Raw genomic sequence first — 17,535 nt, 5'->3', positions numbered from 1 at the left:
AAACGACCCCTTTTTGACACTGTAGCACGTCATTACGAGAAAATGTGGCAATAAAAAACCCCGCACCGGGCGGGGTTTGTCAGAGCGAAGCGGGTTATGCCGCTTCAGGTTTGCGGTGCTTCTCCGGCAGCTTTACCGGCTGCGTCGCCAGCTCTTCCGGTTCGAAATCATCCACGTTAATACTGCGCAGACGGCTCTCTTCGGCTTTCACCAGCAGCGCAGCTTCGTCGTTATTGATAATGCCACCGGCCAGCGCCTGTTTCGCCAGTTCGTCCAGACGGGTAAACGGCAGGTTTTTACCCAGCTGTTTGCAGATTTTCTGGTGAATCGGGTCGGCGGCCATCACGTCCAGCAGCGCCTCTTCCAGCAGGCCCACCGGGTTATGCGGCGTTGGCGCCAGATACTGACCGCGGCCAATGCGGGAGCGGGTGGCGCTCGGAACCTGCAGGATCTTCGCCACTTTGTGGTCCAGCTTGTCGGACGGCGCCAGATGATGACGACCGGTCGGGAAGATCACCACGCGCAGAGCGCCAGCCACGAAGCGGTTCGGGAAGTTCGCCAGCAGGTCGTCAATCGCCTGTTCCGCCTGATACATCGCATCCTGCACGCCCCAGTGCACCAGCGGCAGATCCGCTTCCTGACGGCCTTCGTCGTCGTAGCGTTTCAGCACCGCAGAGGCCAGGAAGATCTGGCTCAGCACGTCGCCCAGACGGGCGGAGATACGCTCGCGACGCTTCAGGCTACCGCCCAGCACCGCCATGGAAACATCAGACAGCAGAGCCAGGTTGGCGCTCAGACGGTTCAGATGCTGGTAGTAACGTTTGGTCGCATCGCCGGTTGGCGTCGCGCTGGTCAGGCCGCGCGTCAGGCCCAGCCAGAAGCTCCGCACCTTGTTGCTGCCCACGTGACCGATATGTTTGAACAGCAGTTTGTCGAAGGCGTCCACGTCGTTATTCTGCGCAGCGGCCATCTCTTCCAGCACGTACGGATGGCAGCGAATCGCACCCTGGCCGAAGATCATCATGCTGCGGGTCAGGATGTTGGCCCCTTCCACGGTGATGGCAATCGGGGCGCCCTGATAGCCGCGCGCCAGGAAGTTGCCTTCGCCGAGCATAATACCTTTACCGCCCGCGATATCCATCGCGTCAATGATCGACTGCTGCGCGCGGTGGGTACAGTGGTACTTCACAATCGCGGACAGCACGGCCGGTTTTTCGCCCAGCATGATGCCATAGGTAATCAGGGATGCAGCGGCGTCCATCACGTAGGCGTTGCCCGCGATGCGCGCCAGCGGCTCTTCGATACCTTCCATCTTGCCAATGGAGATTTTGAACTGACGGCGAATGTGGGCATAAGCGCCAATTCCCATCGCGACGGACTTCAGGCCACCGGTTGAGTTCGACGGCAGGGTAATACCGCGACCCACCGACAGACATTCCACCAGCATGCGCCAGCCCTGACCGGCCATTTTCGGGCCGCCGATGATGTAGTCAATCGGCACGAAGATATCCTGGCCGCGGGTCGGGCCGTTCTGGAACGGCACGTTCAGCGGGAAGTGACGACGGCCAATTTCAACGCCCGGCGTCGAGGTTGGGATCAGCGCGCAGGTAATGCCCAGATCCTCTTCACCGCCCAGCAGTTTTTCCGGGTCGGAGAGCTTAAAGGCCAGGCCCAGCACGGTGGCGATAGGCGCCAGGGTGATATAGCGTTTGTTCCAGGTCAGGCGCATGCCCAGCACCTGCTGGCCCTGCCACTCGCCCATACAGACCACGCCGGTATCCGGGATTGCGCCTGCATCGGAGCCTGCTTCCGGGCTGGTCAGCGCGAAGCACGGGATTTCCTGACCGCGCGCCAGTCGCGGCAGATAGTGATCTTTCTGCTCTTCCGTACCGTAATGCTGCAGCAGTTCGCCCGGGCCTAAGGAGTTCGGTACGCCGACGGTAATCGCCAGGATCCCGGAAACACCCGCCAGCTTTTGCAGCACGCGAGCCTGCGCGTAAGCGGAGAACTCAAGACCGCCGTACTCTTTCTTAATGATCATCGCGAAGAAGCGATGCTCTTTCAGGTACGCCCACAGCTCCGGCGGCAGGTCGGCCATTTCGTGGGTGATAGCAAAGTCGTTCGCCATGCGGCACGCTTCTTCCACCGGGCCGTCAATAAAGGCCTGTTCTTCGGCGGTCAGGCGCGGCTGCGGATAGTTGTGCAGCTTTTTCCAGTCCGGGTTACCCTGGAACAGGTCGCCTTCCCACCAGGTGGTGCCCGCATCAATCGCTTCTTTCTCGGTGCGCGACATCGGCGGCATCACTTTGCGGAAGCCTTTAAATACCGGCGCGGAGATCATCGACTTACGCATCGGGGCCAGGTTAAACGGCAGCAGAATGATGGCAAGAGGGACCAAAATCCAGATATTCCAGAGACCTGCGACGCCAAGCGCAGCCGTCCAGGCCAGAAGAATCAGGCTGCTCAGGAATAAACTGACGCGGTGATAGAACAACACACCGAGCAGTACAACGGTTGCGAGAATGCTCAAAATCATCATAAAGAAAAGCTCCCTTGCTTGTAGGAGGTCTGACCACTTGTGATGATATGGTTGTAGTTGATGTGAATTCCTTTAGCAATGTGTTTACAAAATAATTACAACCTGGTTCACATTGTTCGCGTTTTCGTCGGCACAAAAAATCAAAACGCCGGACGATTCGCATGGCTTTAGCTTCTCGCTTTTCCCGCTATCCGGTACACTCCACTGTGTTATTTCATCAATACTGAAGGATTATCCTCATGTACCAGGATCTTATTCGTAACGAACTGAACGAAGCGGCGGAAACGCTGGCGAACTTTCTGAAAGATGATGCCAATATTCACGCTATTCAGCGCGCGGCGGTCCTGCTGGCCGACAGTTTTAAGGCCGGTGGCAAAGTGCTCTCCTGCGGTAACGGCGGTTCCCACTGTGACGCCATGCACTTCGCCGAAGAGCTGACCGGACGCTATCGCGAAAACCGTCCGGGCTACCCGGCGATTGCGATTTCCGACGTGAGCCACATCTCCTGCGTAGGCAACGACTTCGGTTACGACCACATCTTTTCCCGCTACGTTGAGGCAGTAGGCCGTGAAGGCGACGTGCTGCTGGGTATCTCTACCTCCGGTAACTCCGCCAACGTGATCAAAGCGATCGCCGCCGCGCGCGAAAAAGGGATGAAGGTCATCACCCTGACCGGGAAAGATGGCGGTAAGATGGACGGTACGGCGGATATCGAAATTCGCGTTCCGCACTTCGGCTATGCTGATCGCGTTCAGGAAATTCACATCAAAGTGATCCACATCCTGATCCAGCTGATCGAAAAAGAGATGGTTAAGTAAGACTTCGCTGGGGGCATATCCCCAATGGATTTCGAGTTGCACTGCGGCGGCAACTGAGTGAATCCCCAGGAGCTTACATAAGTAAGTGACTGGGGTGAGCGAAGGCAGCCAACAAAAGTGCAGCTTGAAAGACGAGGGGGCTGCCCCCCGCTGTTGTGGAGGTGATGTATGTGCGAACTGCTCGGGATGAGCGCCAATGTGCCAACCGATATCTGCTTTAGCTTCACCGGGCTGGTTCAGCGCGGTGGGGGAACCGGGCCGCATAAAGACGGCTGGGGCATCACCTTCTACGAAGGCAAAGGGTGTCGCACGTTCAAAGATCCACAGCCCAGCTTTAACTCACCGATTGCCAAACTGGTGCAGGACTATCCCATTAAATCCTGTTCGGTGATCGCGCATATTCGCCAGGCAAACCGCGGCGAAGTTGCGCTGGAAAATACCCATCCCTTTACCCGCGAGCTGTGGGGCCGTAACTGGACCTACGCGCACAACGGGCAGCTTACGGGCTATAAATCTCTGGAAACGGGCAACTTCCGCCCGGTGGGCGAAACGGACAGCGAGAAGGCCTTCTGCTGGCTGCTGCATAAGCTGACGGAACGTTATCCGCGCACGCCCGGCAATATGGCCGCCGTATTCAAATACATCGCGACGCTGGCAGCCGAATTGCGTGAAAAAGGCGTGTTTAACATGCTGTTGTCTGACGGACGCTACGTGATGGCGTTCTGCTCGACGAATCTCTTCTGGATCACGCGCCGTGCGCCGTTTGGCGTCGCTACGCTGCTCGATCAGGATGTGGAGATAGATTTTCAGAAAGAGACCACACCGAACGATGTGGTCACCGTTATTGCAACGCAGCCGCTGACGGGCAACGAAACCTGGCAAAAGATTATGCCAGGCGAGTGGGTGCTATTTTGTCTCGGGGACCGTGTAATTTGAGGCCAGCTGCGGGTGGACGACTTCGTGGCTCAGCGGTTTGCTGACCACGTAACGGCCATCGACGATAGAGACTACCGGCGGCTTGTGGGTCTGCTCAAAGTAGTCATAACCCGGCTTCAGCTGTTTCCAGAAATCGGCGTAGTAAGAGTACTTATGGCGCGCCATATTGGCATCGGTCATGCGGAACGGATAGATGCTGACCTGAACGTTAGGCTGCCCAAAGACCAGTGCGCCGGTTACGAACTGGAAAATCTCATCAATGCCGGAGTCGGTCATCGCGTAGCAGCCGACAGACACGCAGGCACCGTGGATCATCAGGTATTTCCCTTCATAACCGTGAGCACGGTCATAGGCGTTCGGGAAACCGATGTTGATGGCTTTATAGAAGCGGCTATCCGGCTTTAACTGGTTACGCTGAACGTTGTAAAAACCTTCCGGGCTTTTGAAATCGCCCTGACGCTGTTTCGGGCCCAGCCCGCCGGAATAGTTACAAATTTTGTAGCTATCAAGCAGCTGATATGTTTCGCCCATTTTTACAAACAGATCGAGCGTGCGCTCTTCCTTGAAGATTTGAATATAAACCGGGGATCCCATTAACTGCTGTTTATATTCTTTGCTGATCGGCGTGGTGGAGCTGTTGCTGCTGAGCAGCCCGGCAAACGACATGCACGGAATCAGAAGCATCGCAATGAACAATGCGATTTTACGCATACTACAAATTCCTTGATAAAACCTGGACTAACTTGCCAGGACGGCAAAAGAGACCCGAAATCAGATTATTCTGTTAGGTGCGCTCACATTAGCACCGCTATAGATTTTCGCAAGAGCCGGGCGGTGAGTTTACAAATTAGTTTTACTTTATAAACCATCAAAAACGCGCTGGCTCCAGGAACTTTGCGTAATAGCTCGCATTTTGGCGCGCCCGACGGTGGATCCCCTGCCCGAGAGAAGGGGAAAATGTTACACTTTGCGCCCACTGGATTGTTGTTTATGGAAACCTGCTAACCACATGTTTAAAATAAAAAAAGGACTTAATTTGCCGATTGCAGGCGTGCCTGAGCAGCACGTCTCGTGTGGCGCAAGCGTCCGTCATGTCGCAATTTTAGGTGACGATTATCTGGGAATGCGTCCTTCAATGCTGGTGCAGGAGGGCGATCGCGTGATCAAAGGGCAGGCGCTCTTTGAAGACAAAAAAAATCCTGGCGTCATGTTCACGGCCCCCGCCAGCGGCACCGTGGTAGCGATCAACCGCGGCGAGCGTCGCGTGCTGCAGTCGGTGGTAATTCGCATTGAAGGCGATGAACAGCGTGAGTTTGCTCGTTATGATGCGGCAGACCTCGCGACGCTTAGCCGCGAAGATGTGCAGGCTCAGCTGCTCGCGTCCGGCCTGTGGACGGCGCTGCGTACGCGTCCTTTCAGCAAATCCCCCGTTCCTGATACCGCCCCGGCTGCCATTTTCGTGACGGCCATCGACACCAACCCGCTCAGCGCAGACCCGCAGCCCATTATTTTGGAGCAGCGTAAAGCCTTTGATGCCGGGCTGACCGTTCTGACTCGCCTGACGCCCGGAAAAGTGCACGTTTGCCAGGCCAGCGGCGGCAAGCTTGGCGGCCATCCGCAGGGGCAGGTTACGTTTAATGAATTTTCCGGCCCGCATCCGGCGGGTCTGGTCGGGACCCATATCCACTTCCTTGAGCCGGTAAGCCTTAAAAAACAGGTTTGGCACCTTAATTATCAGGATGTCATTGCCATCGGTAAACTCTTTACTACGGGTGAACTCTGCGCTGAACGGATTATCGCTATCGGCGGGCCGCAGGCCGCAAACCCGCGTCTGGTTAAGACGCTTCTGGGAGCAGACATTAATGAACTGCTGGCAGGGGAACAGAAAGAGGGTGAAAACCGCCTCATTTCCGGTTCGGTACTCAGCGGCCGCCGCGCTGTCAATGCGCACGCGTACCTGGGACGTTTCCATCTTCAGGTGAGCGTCGTTCTTGAAGGGCGTGAGAAAGAGCTGTTCGGCTGGGTTCTGCCTGGCGCAGAAAAATACTCCGTCACCCGCACCACGCTTGGCCACTTTCTGCGTCATAAGCTCTTTAACTTCTCTACCAGCACAAACGGCGGCGAGCGCGCGATGGTTCCGATTGGCAACTACGAACGTGTAATGCCGCTGGATATTCTGCCTACCGTGCTGCTGCGCGATCTTCTGGCAGGCGATACCGACGGCGCGCAGGCGCTCGGTTGCCTGGAACTGGATGAAGAAGATCTGGCGCTCTGTACCTATGTGTGTCCGGGTAAATACGAATATGGACCCGTATTGCGCGAGGTGTTAACCCGCATTGAGCAGGAAGGATAACCATGGGCTTAAAACACCTCTTCGAAAAAATTGAGCCGCATTTTACCGAGGGTAAACTGAAGAAGTACTACCCGCTGTATGAAGCGACGACGACTATTTTCTACACTCCGGGTCTGGTGACGAAAGGTGCAGCGCACGTTCGCGATGCCATCGACCTGAAACGCATGATGATCCTGGTGTGGTTTGCGGTTTTCCCGGCCATGTTCTGGGGCATGTACAACGTTGGTCTGCAAACCATTCCGGCGCTGCATCATATGTACGACGCTCAGCAGCTGGCGCAGGTGATCCAGTCTGACTGGCACTATCGTCTGGCGCAGTCACTGGGCGTCAGCTTTGCGGCTGATGCAGGCTGGGTCAGCATGATGACGCTGGGGGCCGTCTTCTTCCTGCCGATCTACATGACCGTCTTTATCGTGGGCGGCTTCTGGGAAGTGCTGTTCGCCATCATCCGCAAACACGAGATCAACGAAGGCTTCTTTGTTACCTCCATTCTGTTTGCGCTGATTGTTCCGCCGACTCTGCCGCTCTGGCAGGCGGCGATGGGGATCAGCTTTGGCGTGGTGATTGCCAAAGAGATTTTCGGCGGCACCGGACGTAACTTCCTCAACCCGGCGCTGGCGGGGCGTGCGTTCCTGTTCTTTGCTTACCCGGCGCAGATTTCGGGCGACCTGGTGTGGACGGCAGCAGACGGATTCTCCGGCGCGACGCCACTTTCACAGTGGGCGGCAGGCGGCGGTGAAACGCTGGTCAACAATGCTACCGGCCAGCCCGTAACCTGGTTCGACGCGTTTCTTGGCAACATTCCGGGCTCCATTGGCGAAGTATCTACCCTGATGATTTTGATCGGCGGGGCCATCATCCTCTTTGGCCGCGTGGCCTCCTGGCGCATCGTCGCGGGCGTTATGCTCGGCATGGTGCTTACCGCCACGCTGTTCAACCTCATTGGTTCAGACACGAACCCGATGTTCTCCATGCCGTGGTACTGGCACCTGGTGCTGGGAGGCTTTGCGTTTGGCATGATGTTCATGGCCACCGATCCCGTCTCGGCCTCCTTTACCGACAGGGGGAAATGGTGTTACGGCGCGCTCATTGGCGTGATGTGTGTACTGATTCGCGTGGTCAACCCGGCCTATCCGGAAGGGATGATGTTGGCCATTCTGTTTGCCAACCTGTTTGCGCCGCTGTTCGACTACCTGGTCGTGCGCGCCAACATTAAGCGGAGGAAGGCGCGTGGCTGAGGTTAAAAATAACGACAGCATCAGCAAAACGCTGCTGGTGGTTTTGGTACTGTGTCTGGTCTGTTCCATCGTGGTTGCCGGTTCCGCCGTAGGGTTGAAACCGCTGCAGCAGGAACAGCGCGCGCTGGATAAACAGCGTAACATCCTGGCCGTTGCCGGGCTGATGCAGGAAGGCATGACGAAGGACGACGTCGCTGCCGTGTTTGCTGAACGCATTACCGCACGGCTGGTGGATTTAAAAACCGGCGAGCTGATGGATAAAGACCCGGCGAAATATAACCAGGCGCTGGCATTAAAGGATCCGCAGATGAGCACCGTGCTTGACGCCTCGCAGGATCCGGCTGGCATTAAGCGCCGCAGCAATGTGGCGGAGATTTACCTCGTTCGTGACGAGCAGAAGCGCATACAGGAAATCGTGTTGCCCATCTACGGCAACGGCTTATGGTCAATGATGTATGCGTTTGTGGCACTGGATACCGATGGCCGCACGGTCAAAGGTATTACTTATTACGATCAGGGCGAAACGCCGGGGCTGGGTGGCGAAGTGGAAAATCCTAACTGGCGTGCGCAGTTTATCGGTAAAAAAGTGCTCAATGATAACGGTCAACCTGCGCTGAAGGTGGTGAAAGGAGGCGCGCGTCCTGGGGATGAATTCGCCGTTGACGGTCTTTCCGGCGCCACACTCACCTCTAACGGGGTGCAGCACAGTTTTGATTTCTGGATGGGTGAACTGGGCTTTGGTCCCTTCCTGAAGAACGTACGTGAAGGAGCGCTGAACAATGGCTGATACGGGTGAACTGAAAGAAGTTAAAAAGGTGCTGATTGGCCCACTTTTAGCCAATAACCCGATAACCCTGCAGGTGCTGGGTGTGTGCTCGGCTCTGGCGGTAACGACCAAGCTGGAAACGGCGGTGGTGATGACGCTGGCGGTAACGCTGGTGACGGCGTTTTCCAGCATGTTTATCTCGATGATCCGCCACCACATCCCCAACAGCGTGAGGATCATCGTGCAGATGGCGATCATCGCCTCGCTGGTGATCGTGGTCGATCAGCTGCTGCGCGCTTTCGCCTACGAAACCTCGAAGCAGCTTTCGGTGTTTGTCGGCCTGATTATCACCAACTGCATCGTGATGGGGCGCGCTGAAGCCTACGCCATGAAAATGCCGCCGCTGGCGAGCTTTATGGACGGTATCGGCAACGGCCTGGGCTACGGCGTGATCCTCCTGACGGTCGGTTTCCTGCGCGAGCTGATTGGCAGCGGCAAGCTGTTTGGCGTTCAGGTGCTGGATACGGTACAGAACGGCGGCTGGTATCTGCCGAACGGCCTGTTCCTGCTGGCCCCAAGCGCATTTTTCATTATCGGTTTGCTGATCTGGCTGATTCGTACGCTGAAGCCTGAGCAGCAGGAAAAGGAGTAACCGACAATGGCTCATTACCTGAGTTTATTTGTGCGCGCGGTGTTTGTTGAAAACATGGCGCTCGCCTTCTTCCTGGGCATGTGTACGTTCCTTGCTGTCTCTAAAAAGGTCTCGACGGCATTTGGCCTGGGCGTGGCGGTCACCGTTGTGCTGGGGCTTTCGGTTCCGATTAACAACCTGGTGTTCAACTTCGTGCTGCGGGACGGCGCGCTGGTGGAAGGCGTCGATCTTAGCTTCCTGAACTTCATCACCTTCATCGGGGTGATTGCGGCGCTGGTACAAATCCTGGAGATGATCCTCGATAAGTATTTCCCGTCGCTGTACAACGCGCTGGGGATCTTCCTGCCGTTGATCGCGGTGAACTGCGCCATCTTCGGTGGCGTCTCGTTTATGGTTCAGCGCGATTACAACTTCAGTGAATCGGTGGTGTACGGCTTCGGTTCCGGTATCGGCTGGATGCTGGCGATTGTCACCATGGCGGGGATCCGTGAAAAAATGAAATATGCCAACGTGCCTGCGGGGCTGCGTGGCTTAGGGATCACCTTTATCACCACCGGCCTGATGGCGTTGGGCTTTATGTCCTTCTCCGGTGTGCAGCTATAAGGGCTAACAGATGGAAATTATTCTTGGCGTGGTGATGTTCACGCTGATAGTACTGGTGCTGTCAGGGCTGATTCTGGCGGCGCGCGCAAAGCTGGTTAATTCCGGGGATGTGATCATTGATATCAATGACGATCCGCAGAACCAGATCCGCACTCCGGCAGGGGACAAGTTGCTTAATACGCTCTCGGGCAACGGGATTTTTGTCTCGTCAGCCTGCGGTGGAGGCGGCTCATGCGGGCAGTGCCGTGTGACGGTGAAAGAGGGGGGCGGTGATATTCTGCCTACTGAACTGTCGCATATTACGAAGCGTGAAGCGAAAGAGGGGTGCCGCCTGGCGTGCCAGGTCGCGGTGCGTCAGAACATGAAGATTGAGCTGCCGGAAGAGATTTTCGGCGTGAAAAAATGGGAGTGCGAGGTTATCTCGAACGATAACAAAGCCACGTTTATTAAAGAGCTTAAGCTGCGTGTCCCTGAAGGGGAGAGCGTCCCGTTCCGTGCAGGCGGGTATATCCAGATTGATTGTCCGGCGCACACCGTGGCGTATGCGGACTTCGACGTGCCCGATGAGTACCGGGCCGACTGGGATAAATTTAATCTCTTCCGCTTTGTTTCCGAGGTAAAAGAGCCCGCGCTGCGCGCCTATTCCATGGCTAACTACCCGGAAGAGAAGGGCATTATCATGCTCAACGTGCGTATCGCCACGCCGCCGCCAAACGTGCCTGACGCGCCGCCGGGCGTGATGTCGTCGTATATCTGGTCCCTTAAGCCAGGCGACAAGGTGACGATCTCCGGTCCGTTCGGCGAGTTTTTTGCTAAAGATACCGACGCGGAAATGGTCTTTATCGGCGGCGGTGCGGGTATGGCCCCTATGCGCTCGCACATCTTTGACCAGCTCAAGCGTCTCGGCAGCAAGCGTAAAATCAGCTTCTGGTACGGTGCGCGCTCGCTGCGCGAAATGTTCTACGACGATGAGTTTGAACAACTGGCGCGTGAGAATCCGAACTTTACCTTCCACGTGGCGCTCTCCGATCCGCAGCCGGAAGATAACTGGACGGGCTATACGGGATTCATTCACAACGTGCTGTATGAAAACTACCTCAAACAGCACCCGGCACCGGAAGACTGCGAGTTCTATATGTGTGGTCCGCCAATGATGAACGCCGCCGTGATCAAGATGCTCAAAGATCTCGGCGTGGAAGATGAAAACATCCTCCTTGATGATTTCGGGGGCTGATTATGTTGACCTTTCTGGCAACCTTTGCGGTATTTTTGCTGGTGGTGTTCGGTATGTCTTTAGGCTGGATCATCAAGCGTAAAAGCATTCAGGGCAGCTGTGGAGGTATCTCTTCCATCGGAATGGAAAAGGTGTGCGACTGCCCGGAGCCCTGTGATGCCCGTAAAAAACGGATGGCTCGGGATCAGCAGAGGATCATCTAGGAAAAGGCCGCTTCGTGCGGCCTTTATCATTTATTTTGCCCAGCTTTTGGCTTTGGCTGGTGAGTCTACAAGAACCCCTTCGGCACCCAGTGTTTTCGCCTTCTGGTAATCCTCTTCTGAGTTCACGCCGATAAAAATCAGATGGGCATTGCCCTGAGAGCGGAAGCAGTCAACGGCCTCTTTGTCCCACGTTAATGTTGCAGGAGAGACACCTTCGCCTAAGGTGAATTTCTCGACCACTTCTACTTTTCGGTTTAACTCAAGCCCATACCAGTAATCGTCCATTTTTTGTGAAGGAGGCAGACATTCATGGCTCAACGAAATCGTGGCCAGACGCGTGCGGGTTTCGCTGCGCGTGACAAAGCGGGGGATTTCGACAGGCAATGCTTCCATATAGCGATCTTCGGTTGAATAAACGCGAACGCGATTCAGGCTGTTGGTCTCTTTCAGTACGTTAAGCAGCGCGTTGCCCATGGTCGCCGGATCGGCATCCGGCGATTTGATGTCAATGAAAAAACGCGTATTTGGCCAGGCGCTCAGCACCGACTTCAGCGTCGGTATCGGGGAATTAAGCAGGTTTTCCGGCAGGCCCTTATCTTTCCACTTCACGCTGGCATCCGCTTTTGCCAGTTCTTCAGCGGTATACTGTGACACCTTTCCCTGCAGATTGGTTAACGCTTTCAGATCGGCAGGTCGATAGAGAACCGGTACGCCATCCCGACTGAGCTGCACGGTTATCCAGACGATATCTGTTTTGTTTTCGAGGGCGAGCTTAATGGCTGGCAGGGTATTTTCAGGTGCATCCGCAGTTCCGCCCCGGTGGGCAACGATCGCAGGGCTAGCAGATGCAGCACTCGCCAGAAACAGTAACGAAATCGAGAGAATTTTTTTCATGAATAATTACGCTCCATTGATTTTCTAAGTGTATGTATATAAAGGTTTTATTACGAATGTTTGTAACACGTTTATATGACAACCGTGAGTAAGGAAAATAGCTGACGCATTTTTTGCCTTTTGTTATACTGTATATAAATACATGTGTGGTATGACCGATGCGCAAAATAATCCATGTCGATATGGACTGCTTTTTTGCCGCAGTGGAGATGCGTGACAACCCGGCGCTGCGGGATATTCCCATCGCCATTGGCGGCAGCCGCGTTCAGCGCGGTGTGATCAGCACCGCCAACTATCCTGCACGCAAATTTGGCGTGCGCAGCGCCATGCCGACGGCGATGGCGCTGAAACTGTGTCCGCACCTTACTCTTTTGCCAGGGCGCTTTGACGCCTATAAAGAAGCCTCAAACCATATACGCGAAATCTTCTCCCGCTATACCTCACTGATTGAACCGCTTTCGCTGGACGAAGCCTATCTGGACGTCACCGACAGCCTGCACTGTCACGGCTCCGCTACCCTGATGGCGCAGGAGATCCGCCAGACCATTTTCAACGAGCTGAATCTCACCGCGTCGGCAGGCGTCGCGCCGGTAAAATTTCTCGCCAAAATTGCTTCCGATTTAAATAAACCCAACGGCCAGTACGTCATCACCCCTGAAGAGGTCCCGGCGTTTTTAAAAACGCTGCCGCTTGGCAAAATCCCCGGCGTAGGCAAAGTCTCCGCCGCGAAGCTGGAAAGTATGGGGTTACGCACCTGCGAAGACGTGCAGCGAAGCGACCTGGCTATGCTGCTCAAGCGCTTTGGGAAGTTTGGCCGCGTGCTGTGGGAGCGCAGTCAGGGCATTGACGACCGCGATGTAAACAACGAACGGCTTCGTAAATCGGTCGGGGTTGAGCGCACGCTGAGCGAAGACATCCATGACTGGTCGGAATGCGAAACCATTATTACGGAACAGCTCTATCCGGAGCTGGAGCGACGCCTGATCAAAGTAAAGCCTGATTTACTGATTGCCCGACAGGGCATCAAGCTGAAATTTAACGACTTTCAGCAGACGACGCAGGAGCACGTCTGGCCGCGCCTGAACAAAGAAGATCTTATCGCAACGGCGAAAAAGGCGTGGGAAGAACGACGAGGCGGACGAGGGGTGAGGCTGGTGGGACTGCACGTCACGCTGCTGGATCCGCAGCTGGAGCGTCAGCTGGTTTTGGGATTGTAGATTACACTCATCGTAGGCCCGGCAAGCGTAGCGCCGCCGGGCAACAGACGACAAATTACTTCGCAGGGATCGCCTTCAGCAGTTCCGTCAACAGCGTCCAGTAATGACCGACGCTTTCAATATGAACCTGCTCATCCGGCGAGTGTGGACCGGTAATGGTTGGCCCGATGGAAACCATGTCCATGTCCGGATACGGCTTCTTAAACAGACCACATTCCAGACCCGCGTGGATCACCTGGATGTTCGGGGTGCTGTTGAACAGACGCTGATAAGTTTCACGCACCAGCGCCATCACCGGAGAGCTTGCATCCGGCTGCCAGCCAGGGTAGCTGCCTTTGGCGGAGGTTTTCGCGCCCGCCAGCGCACCCAGGGATTCCAGCATGCTTACTACATACTCTTTACCGCTATCGATCAGAGAGCGGATCAGGCAGATAATTTCCGCGCTGTCGTCGCTCATGGTCACCACGCCCACGTTCAGAGAGGTTTCCACCACGCCTTTCGCCACGTCAGAATTGCGAATCACGCCGTTTGGCGTCGCGTTCAGCAGCTGAACGAAGCTGTCGCGAGACTGCGCGGTCAGGGCGGCTTTATCCGTAGACACGGATTCCAGCACCACGGTCAGGTTCTTCTCTTTCGCCGACAGTTCGTTTTTCAGGATATCCAGGTAGACGCTGGAGAGTTTTTTCAGCTCGTCCGCTTTCGCCGCTGACACCGCCACGGTGGCAAAGGCTTCGCGTGGGATCGCGTTGCGCAGGGTGCCGCCGTTGAAGTCCACCAGACGCAGGTCCAGCTCGGCCGCGTGGCCCGCCAGGAAGCGTGCCAGCAGTTTGTTGGCGTTGCCGAGACCCAGATGAATGTCGCCGCCAGAGTGGCCGCCTTTCAGCCCTTTCAGCGTCAGCTTGAAGGTCTGGAAGCCAGCAGGGATCGCTTCGCGTGACAGCGGCAGGGTAGAGATGAAATCAATCCCGCCCGCGCAGCCCATGTAGATCTCACCTTCTTCTTCGGAGTCGGTGTTGATCAGGATATCTGCCTGCAGCCAGTTCGCCTGCAGACCGAACGCGCCGTCCATGCCCGCTTCTTCGGTCATGGTCAGCAGCACTTCCAGCGGACCGTGTTCAACGCTGTCGTCAGCCAGCACCGCCAGCGCAGAGGCCATACCGATGCCGTTGTCCGCGCCCAGGGTGGTGCCGCGCGCTTTTACCCAGTCGCCATCGATGTACGGCTGTATTGGGTCTTTAGTGAAGTCGTGAACGGTGTCGTTGTTTTTCTGTGGCACCATGTCCAGGTGCGCCTGCAGTACAACCGGTTTACGGTTTTCCATGCCTGCGGTAGCTGGTTTGCGGATCAGAATGTTGCCAACCTGGTCGCGCTCTGCGTGCAGACCTTTTTCCTTCGCCCAACCCATAATATGTTCGGCAAGCTGTTCTTCATGGTAGGAAGGGTGTGGAATGGAGCAAATTTTGGCAAAAATATCCCACAGCGGCTGCGGAGATAATTGAGACAGTTCAGACACGATAAGTCTCCTTGTCGAGGCGCTGCAAACAGGGTTGCAGGCCACAGGGTTAGCAGGTTAATAGTTACCACAAGACAGGCTTGCGAGATGCAACTGAGAATACCACTTTCTCTGCTGGCTGGTAGCATAAAGCATGTAAAAACTCAGGCAGGGAGCGCTAAACACTGGTTTTTAGTGCGCCAGATCTCTATAATCTCGCGCAACCTATTTCCCCCTCGAACACTTTTTAAGCCGTATAAAAACAGGCTGGGACACTTCACATGAGCGAAAAATACGTCGTCACCTGGGACATGTTGCAGATTCACGCACGCAAACTGGCTGCGCGTCTGATGCCTTCCGAACAGTGGAAAGGCATTATTGCCGTCAGCCGTGGCGGTCTGGTACCGGGGGCGCTGCTGGCACGTGAGCTGGGTATTCGTCATGTCGATACCGTCTGCATCTCCAGCTATGACCATGATAACCAGCGTGAGCTGAAAGTGCTGAAACGCGCTGAAGGCGACGGTGAAGGCTTCATCGTTATCGACGATCTGGTGGACACCGGCGGTACTGCGGTCGCTATTCGCGAAATGTATCCAAAAGCGCACTTCGTGACGATCTTTGCGAAGCCTGCTGGCCGTCCGCTGGTCGACGATTACGTGATTGATATCCCGCAGGATACCTGGATTGAACAGCCGTGGGATATGGGCGTGGTCTTCGTACCGCCTATTTCAGGCCGTTAATTTCAGTACGTAACTTTACACGCCCGGCTATGCCGGGCGTTGTTCTTTTTATCCCGCCACGCGTTACAATGGGCACTATATGACGTATCCATGGAGGCAACGCAATGACGCAGGCGAATCTCACCGAGACTCTCTTCAAACCCCGTTTCAAACACCCTGAAACGTCGACGCTGGTCCGTCGGTTTAATCCGGGAACCATGCCTGCCGTCCAGTCCGCGTTAGACGGTAAAAACGTGCCCCACTGGTATCGCATGATTAACCGCCTGATGTGGATCTGGCGCGGTATCGATCCCCGTGAAATCCTCGACGTGCAGGCGCGTATCGTAATGAGCGAGTCGGAGCGTACCGACAGCGAGCTCTACGACACGGTGGTGGGCTACCGGGGCGGGAACTGGATCTACGAATGGTCTAAACAGGCGATGCTCTGGCAGCAAAAAGCCAGCCAGGAAGAGGATGCCACGCGAAGCGGCAAGCACTGGCTGCATGCGGCCAACCTCTACGCCATCGCCGCCTATCCGCATTTGAAAGGGGATGAGCTGGCCGAGCAGGCTCAGGCGCTGGCGAATCGTGCCTATGAGGAAGCTGCTCAACGTCTGCCGGGTCAGATGCGCGAGCTTGAGTTCGCCGTTCCGGGCGGTGCGCCCGTCACCGGGTTCCTGCACATGCCTGAAGGCGACGGCCCGTTCCCGACCGTGCTAATGTGCGGCGGGCTGGATTCCCTGCAAATCGACTATTACAGCCTGTATGAGCGCTACTTCGCACCAAAAGGGATCGCGATGCTGACGCTCGATATGCCTTCTATTGGATTCTCATCGAAGTGGAAGTTAACGCAGGATTCGAGCCTGCTGCACCAGCATGCGCTTAAAGCGCTGGAAAATGTTCCGTGGGTTGACCACACCCGCGTCGCGGCGTTCGGCTTCCGTTTTGGTGCCAACGTTGCGGTGCGTCTGGCTTACCTTGAATCTTCACGTCTGAAGGCCGTCGCCTGCCTGGGCCCGGTGGTTCACGCCCTGCTCAGCGATCCTGCCCGTCAGGGCAGCGTGCCGGAGATGTATCTGGACGTCCTTGCCAGTCGCCTTGGCATGCATGATGCCTCAGACGAAGCGCTGCGCGTTGAGCTCAATCGCTACTCGTTAAAAACGCAAGGGTTGCTGGGACGCCGCTGCCCGACGCCGATGCTGTCCGGTTTCTGGAAAAACGATCCGTTCAGCCCGGAGGAAGAGTCACGCTTAATCACTTCGTCATCTGCGGATGGCAAATTGCTTGAGGTGCCGTTCAGCCCGGTGTATCAGAATTTTGACAAAGCCTTGAAAGAGATCACGCGCTGGATCGCCCAGAGAGTGTGTTAATAGATTGCTAAATTTCGCTGGTTTGGTAAAACAGTGGCTTCACAAAAGGAGATCGCAATGACGTTACCGAGTGGACACCCGAAAAGTAGGCTGATTAAGAAATTTATGGCTCTCGGCCCGTATATTCGAGAAGAGCAGTGTGAAGAGAATCGCTTTTTTTTCGACTGCCTGGCTGTTTGCGTCAACGTGAAGCCTGCACCCGAAAAACGTGAATTCTGGGGCTGGTGGATGGAAATGGAAGCAGAGGAGAAACGTTTTACGTATAGCTACCAGTTTGGCCTGTTTAACAAAGACGGCAACTGGCAGGCCACGACCATCAAAGATCAGGAAGTGATCGATCGCCTGGAATACACCCTGAAAGAGTTCCACGACAAAGCGAGCGCGCTGCTGGCCACCCTGGACCTTAAGTTCGAGCCAGCGGATGACTTTTCCAGCGAAGCGGTGAAGCTGACCGCGTAATGGTTTCTCCCTCTTCCTGTGGAAGAGGGAGAAACCATTACG

At 55.7% G+C, this 17,535-nt stretch carries 17 protein-coding genes; 13 read left to right on the top strand and 4 right to left on the bottom strand.

Going from position 1 to position 17,535, the window contains the following annotated elements:
• Nucleotides 1–94: 94 nt before the first annotated feature.
• Nucleotides 95–2,539 carry an acyl-CoA dehydrogenase FadE gene (fadE, locus tag IM314_RS19165; protein WP_028012072.1) on the bottom strand — a complete coding sequence of 815 codons (2,445 nt, stop codon included), beginning with the start codon at nucleotides 2,537–2,539 and terminating at the stop codon, nucleotides 95–97.
• Between the two features lie 239 nt (nucleotides 2,540–2,778).
• Here fadE and lpcA point away from each other — a divergent pair, with 239 nt between their 5' ends.
• Both lpcA and IM314_RS19155 read left to right on the top strand, forming a co-directional pair.
• Nucleotides 2,779–3,357: a D-sedoheptulose 7-phosphate isomerase gene (lpcA, locus tag IM314_RS19160; protein WP_003863232.1), complete on the top strand. Its 579-nt coding sequence runs from the start codon at nucleotides 2,779–2,781 to the stop codon at nucleotides 3,355–3,357.
• Between the two features lie 168 nt (nucleotides 3,358–3,525).
• Complete coding sequence (locus IM314_RS19155; RefSeq protein WP_028012073.1) at nucleotides 3,526–4,293, top strand: class II glutamine amidotransferase; 768 nt, start codon at nucleotides 3,526–3,528, stop codon at nucleotides 4,291–4,293.
• Here IM314_RS19155 and dpaA read toward each other — a convergent pair.
• Nucleotides 4,264–5,004: a peptidoglycan meso-diaminopimelic acid protein amidase gene (dpaA, locus tag IM314_RS19150; protein ID WP_041911140.1), complete on the bottom strand. Its 741-nt coding sequence runs from the start codon at nucleotides 5,002–5,004 to the stop codon at nucleotides 4,264–4,266. The two genes, IM314_RS19155 and dpaA, sit on opposite strands and share 30 nt — an antisense overlap.
• A 298-nt stretch (nucleotides 5,005–5,302) precedes the next feature.
• Between dpaA and IM314_RS19145 the strand changes: the two genes are divergently transcribed.
• Genes IM314_RS19145 through nqrM form a run of 7 tightly spaced genes read left to right on the top strand, consistent with a single transcriptional unit; the run spans nucleotide 5,303 to nucleotide 11,342 of the window.
• The gene (locus IM314_RS19145) at nucleotides 5,303–6,646 is read left to right on the top strand and encodes a Na(+)-translocating NADH-quinone reductase subunit A (RefSeq protein WP_193358850.1); all 1,344 of its coding nucleotides are present in this window, start codon (nucleotides 5,303–5,305) and stop codon (nucleotides 6,644–6,646) included.
• 2 nt (nucleotides 6,647–6,648) lie between these two features.
• Nucleotides 6,649–7,884: an NADH:ubiquinone reductase (Na(+)-transporting) subunit B gene (locus IM314_RS19140; RefSeq protein WP_028012076.1), complete on the top strand. Its 1,236-nt coding sequence runs from the start codon at nucleotides 6,649–6,651 to the stop codon at nucleotides 7,882–7,884.
• A complete protein-coding gene (locus IM314_RS19135) occupies nucleotides 7,877–8,671 on the top strand; it encodes a Na(+)-translocating NADH-quinone reductase subunit C (RefSeq protein WP_041911137.1) in 795 nt (264 codons plus the stop codon). Before IM314_RS19140 ends, IM314_RS19135 begins: the two co-directional genes overlap by 8 nt.
• Complete coding sequence (locus IM314_RS19130) at nucleotides 8,664–9,302, top strand: NADH:ubiquinone reductase (Na(+)-transporting) subunit D (protein WP_028012078.1); 639 nt, start codon at nucleotides 8,664–8,666, stop codon at nucleotides 9,300–9,302. Before IM314_RS19135 ends, IM314_RS19130 begins: the two co-directional genes overlap by 8 nt.
• A gap of 6 nt (nucleotides 9,303–9,308) precedes the next feature.
• The gene (gene nqrE / locus IM314_RS19125) at nucleotides 9,309–9,905 is read left to right on the top strand and encodes an NADH:ubiquinone reductase (Na(+)-transporting) subunit E (RefSeq protein WP_003863217.1); all 597 of its coding nucleotides are present in this window, start codon (nucleotides 9,309–9,311) and stop codon (nucleotides 9,903–9,905) included.
• Between the two features lie 10 nt (nucleotides 9,906–9,915).
• The gene (gene nqrF / locus IM314_RS19120; protein ID WP_045630674.1) at nucleotides 9,916–11,139 is read left to right on the top strand and encodes an NADH:ubiquinone reductase (Na(+)-transporting) subunit F; all 1,224 of its coding nucleotides are present in this window, start codon (nucleotides 9,916–9,918) and stop codon (nucleotides 11,137–11,139) included.
• Nucleotides 11,140–11,141: 2 nt separating this feature from the next.
• Complete coding sequence (nqrM, locus tag IM314_RS19115; RefSeq protein WP_041911135.1) at nucleotides 11,142–11,342, top strand: (Na+)-NQR maturation NqrM; 201 nt, start codon at nucleotides 11,142–11,144, stop codon at nucleotides 11,340–11,342.
• 30 nt (nucleotides 11,343–11,372) lie between these two features.
• On the opposite strand, the gene IM314_RS19110 is transcribed toward nqrM, so the two are convergent.
• Complete coding sequence (locus tag IM314_RS19110) at nucleotides 11,373–12,236, bottom strand: glycerophosphodiester phosphodiesterase family protein (protein WP_193358851.1); 864 nt, start codon at nucleotides 12,234–12,236, stop codon at nucleotides 11,373–11,375.
• A 158-nt stretch (nucleotides 12,237–12,394) separates the two neighbouring features.
• Between IM314_RS19110 and dinB the strand changes: the two genes are divergently transcribed.
• Nucleotides 12,395–13,453, top strand: coding sequence for a DNA polymerase IV (dinB, locus tag IM314_RS19105; RefSeq protein WP_041911133.1), 1,059 nt, complete (start codon nucleotides 12,395–12,397; stop codon nucleotides 13,451–13,453).
• A 55-nt stretch (nucleotides 13,454–13,508) separates the two neighbouring features.
• Here dinB and pepD read toward each other — a convergent pair whose 3' ends face one another.
• Complete coding sequence (gene pepD / locus IM314_RS19100) at nucleotides 13,509–14,966, bottom strand: cytosol nonspecific dipeptidase (RefSeq protein WP_041911132.1); 1,458 nt, start codon at nucleotides 14,964–14,966, stop codon at nucleotides 13,509–13,511.
• A 260-nt stretch (nucleotides 14,967–15,226) separates the two neighbouring features.
• Here pepD and gpt point away from each other — a divergent pair, with 260 nt between their 5' ends.
• From gpt to crl, 3 genes are all read left to right on the top strand, one after another.
• Nucleotides 15,227–15,685: a xanthine phosphoribosyltransferase gene (gene gpt / locus IM314_RS19095; protein ID WP_003863205.1), complete on the top strand. Its 459-nt coding sequence runs from the start codon at nucleotides 15,227–15,229 to the stop codon at nucleotides 15,683–15,685.
• Nucleotides 15,686–15,789: 104 nt separating this feature from the next.
• A complete protein-coding gene (frsA, locus tag IM314_RS19090) occupies nucleotides 15,790–17,034 on the top strand; it encodes an esterase FrsA (RefSeq protein WP_028012084.1) in 1,245 nt (414 codons plus the stop codon).
• A 57-nt stretch (nucleotides 17,035–17,091) separates the two neighbouring features.
• Nucleotides 17,092–17,493, top strand: coding sequence for a sigma factor-binding protein Crl (crl, locus tag IM314_RS19085; RefSeq protein ID WP_008500249.1), 402 nt, complete (start codon nucleotides 17,092–17,094; stop codon nucleotides 17,491–17,493).
• Nucleotides 17,494–17,535 lie beyond the last annotated feature (42 nt).

This window comes from Enterobacter cloacae complex sp. P42RS (genome assembly GCF_014930595.1).
Classification (GTDB): domain Bacteria; phylum Pseudomonadota; class Gammaproteobacteria; order Enterobacterales; family Enterobacteriaceae; genus Enterobacter; species Enterobacter bugandensis.
Note: the sequence above shows the minus strand (reverse complement) of the source record. Positions and strands in the feature narration are given on the sequence as shown.

Excerpts from the sequence above, each read along its gene's own strand:
- fadE (WP_028012072.1), bottom strand. The coding sequence starts at position 2,539 with ATGATGATTTTGAGCATTCTCGCAACCGTTGTACTGCTCGGTGTGTTG.
- dinB (WP_041911133.1), top strand. The coding sequence starts at position 12,395 with ATGCGCAAAATAATCCATGTCGATATGGACTGCTTTTTTGCCGCAGTG.
- nqrF (WP_045630674.1), top strand. The coding sequence starts at position 9,916 with ATGGAAATTATTCTTGGCGTGGTGATGTTCACGCTGATAGTACTGGTG.
- IM314_RS19145 (WP_193358850.1), top strand. The coding sequence starts at position 5,303 with ATGTTTAAAATAAAAAAAGGACTTAATTTGCCGATTGCAGGCGTGCCT.
- gpt (WP_003863205.1), top strand. The coding sequence starts at position 15,227 with ATGAGCGAAAAATACGTCGTCACCTGGGACATGTTGCAGATTCACGCA.
- IM314_RS19155 (WP_028012073.1), top strand. The coding sequence starts at position 3,526 with ATGTGCGAACTGCTCGGGATGAGCGCCAATGTGCCAACCGATATCTGC.
- lpcA (WP_003863232.1), top strand. The coding sequence starts at position 2,779 with ATGTACCAGGATCTTATTCGTAACGAACTGAACGAAGCGGCGGAAACG.
- IM314_RS19110 (WP_193358851.1), bottom strand. The coding sequence starts at position 12,236 with ATGAAAAAAATTCTCTCGATTTCGTTACTGTTTCTGGCGAGTGCTGCA.
- frsA (WP_028012084.1), top strand. The coding sequence starts at position 15,790 with ATGACGCAGGCGAATCTCACCGAGACTCTCTTCAAACCCCGTTTCAAA.
- nqrM (WP_041911135.1), top strand. The coding sequence starts at position 11,142 with ATGTTGACCTTTCTGGCAACCTTTGCGGTATTTTTGCTGGTGGTGTTC.
- dpaA (WP_041911140.1), bottom strand. The coding sequence starts at position 5,004 with ATGCGTAAAATCGCATTGTTCATTGCGATGCTTCTGATTCCGTGCATG.
- nqrE (WP_003863217.1), top strand. The coding sequence starts at position 9,309 with ATGGCTCATTACCTGAGTTTATTTGTGCGCGCGGTGTTTGTTGAAAAC.
- IM314_RS19130 (WP_028012078.1), top strand. The coding sequence starts at position 8,664 with ATGGCTGATACGGGTGAACTGAAAGAAGTTAAAAAGGTGCTGATTGGC.
- crl (WP_008500249.1), top strand. The coding sequence starts at position 17,092 with ATGACGTTACCGAGTGGACACCCGAAAAGTAGGCTGATTAAGAAATTT.
- IM314_RS19140 (WP_028012076.1), top strand. The coding sequence starts at position 6,649 with ATGGGCTTAAAACACCTCTTCGAAAAAATTGAGCCGCATTTTACCGAG.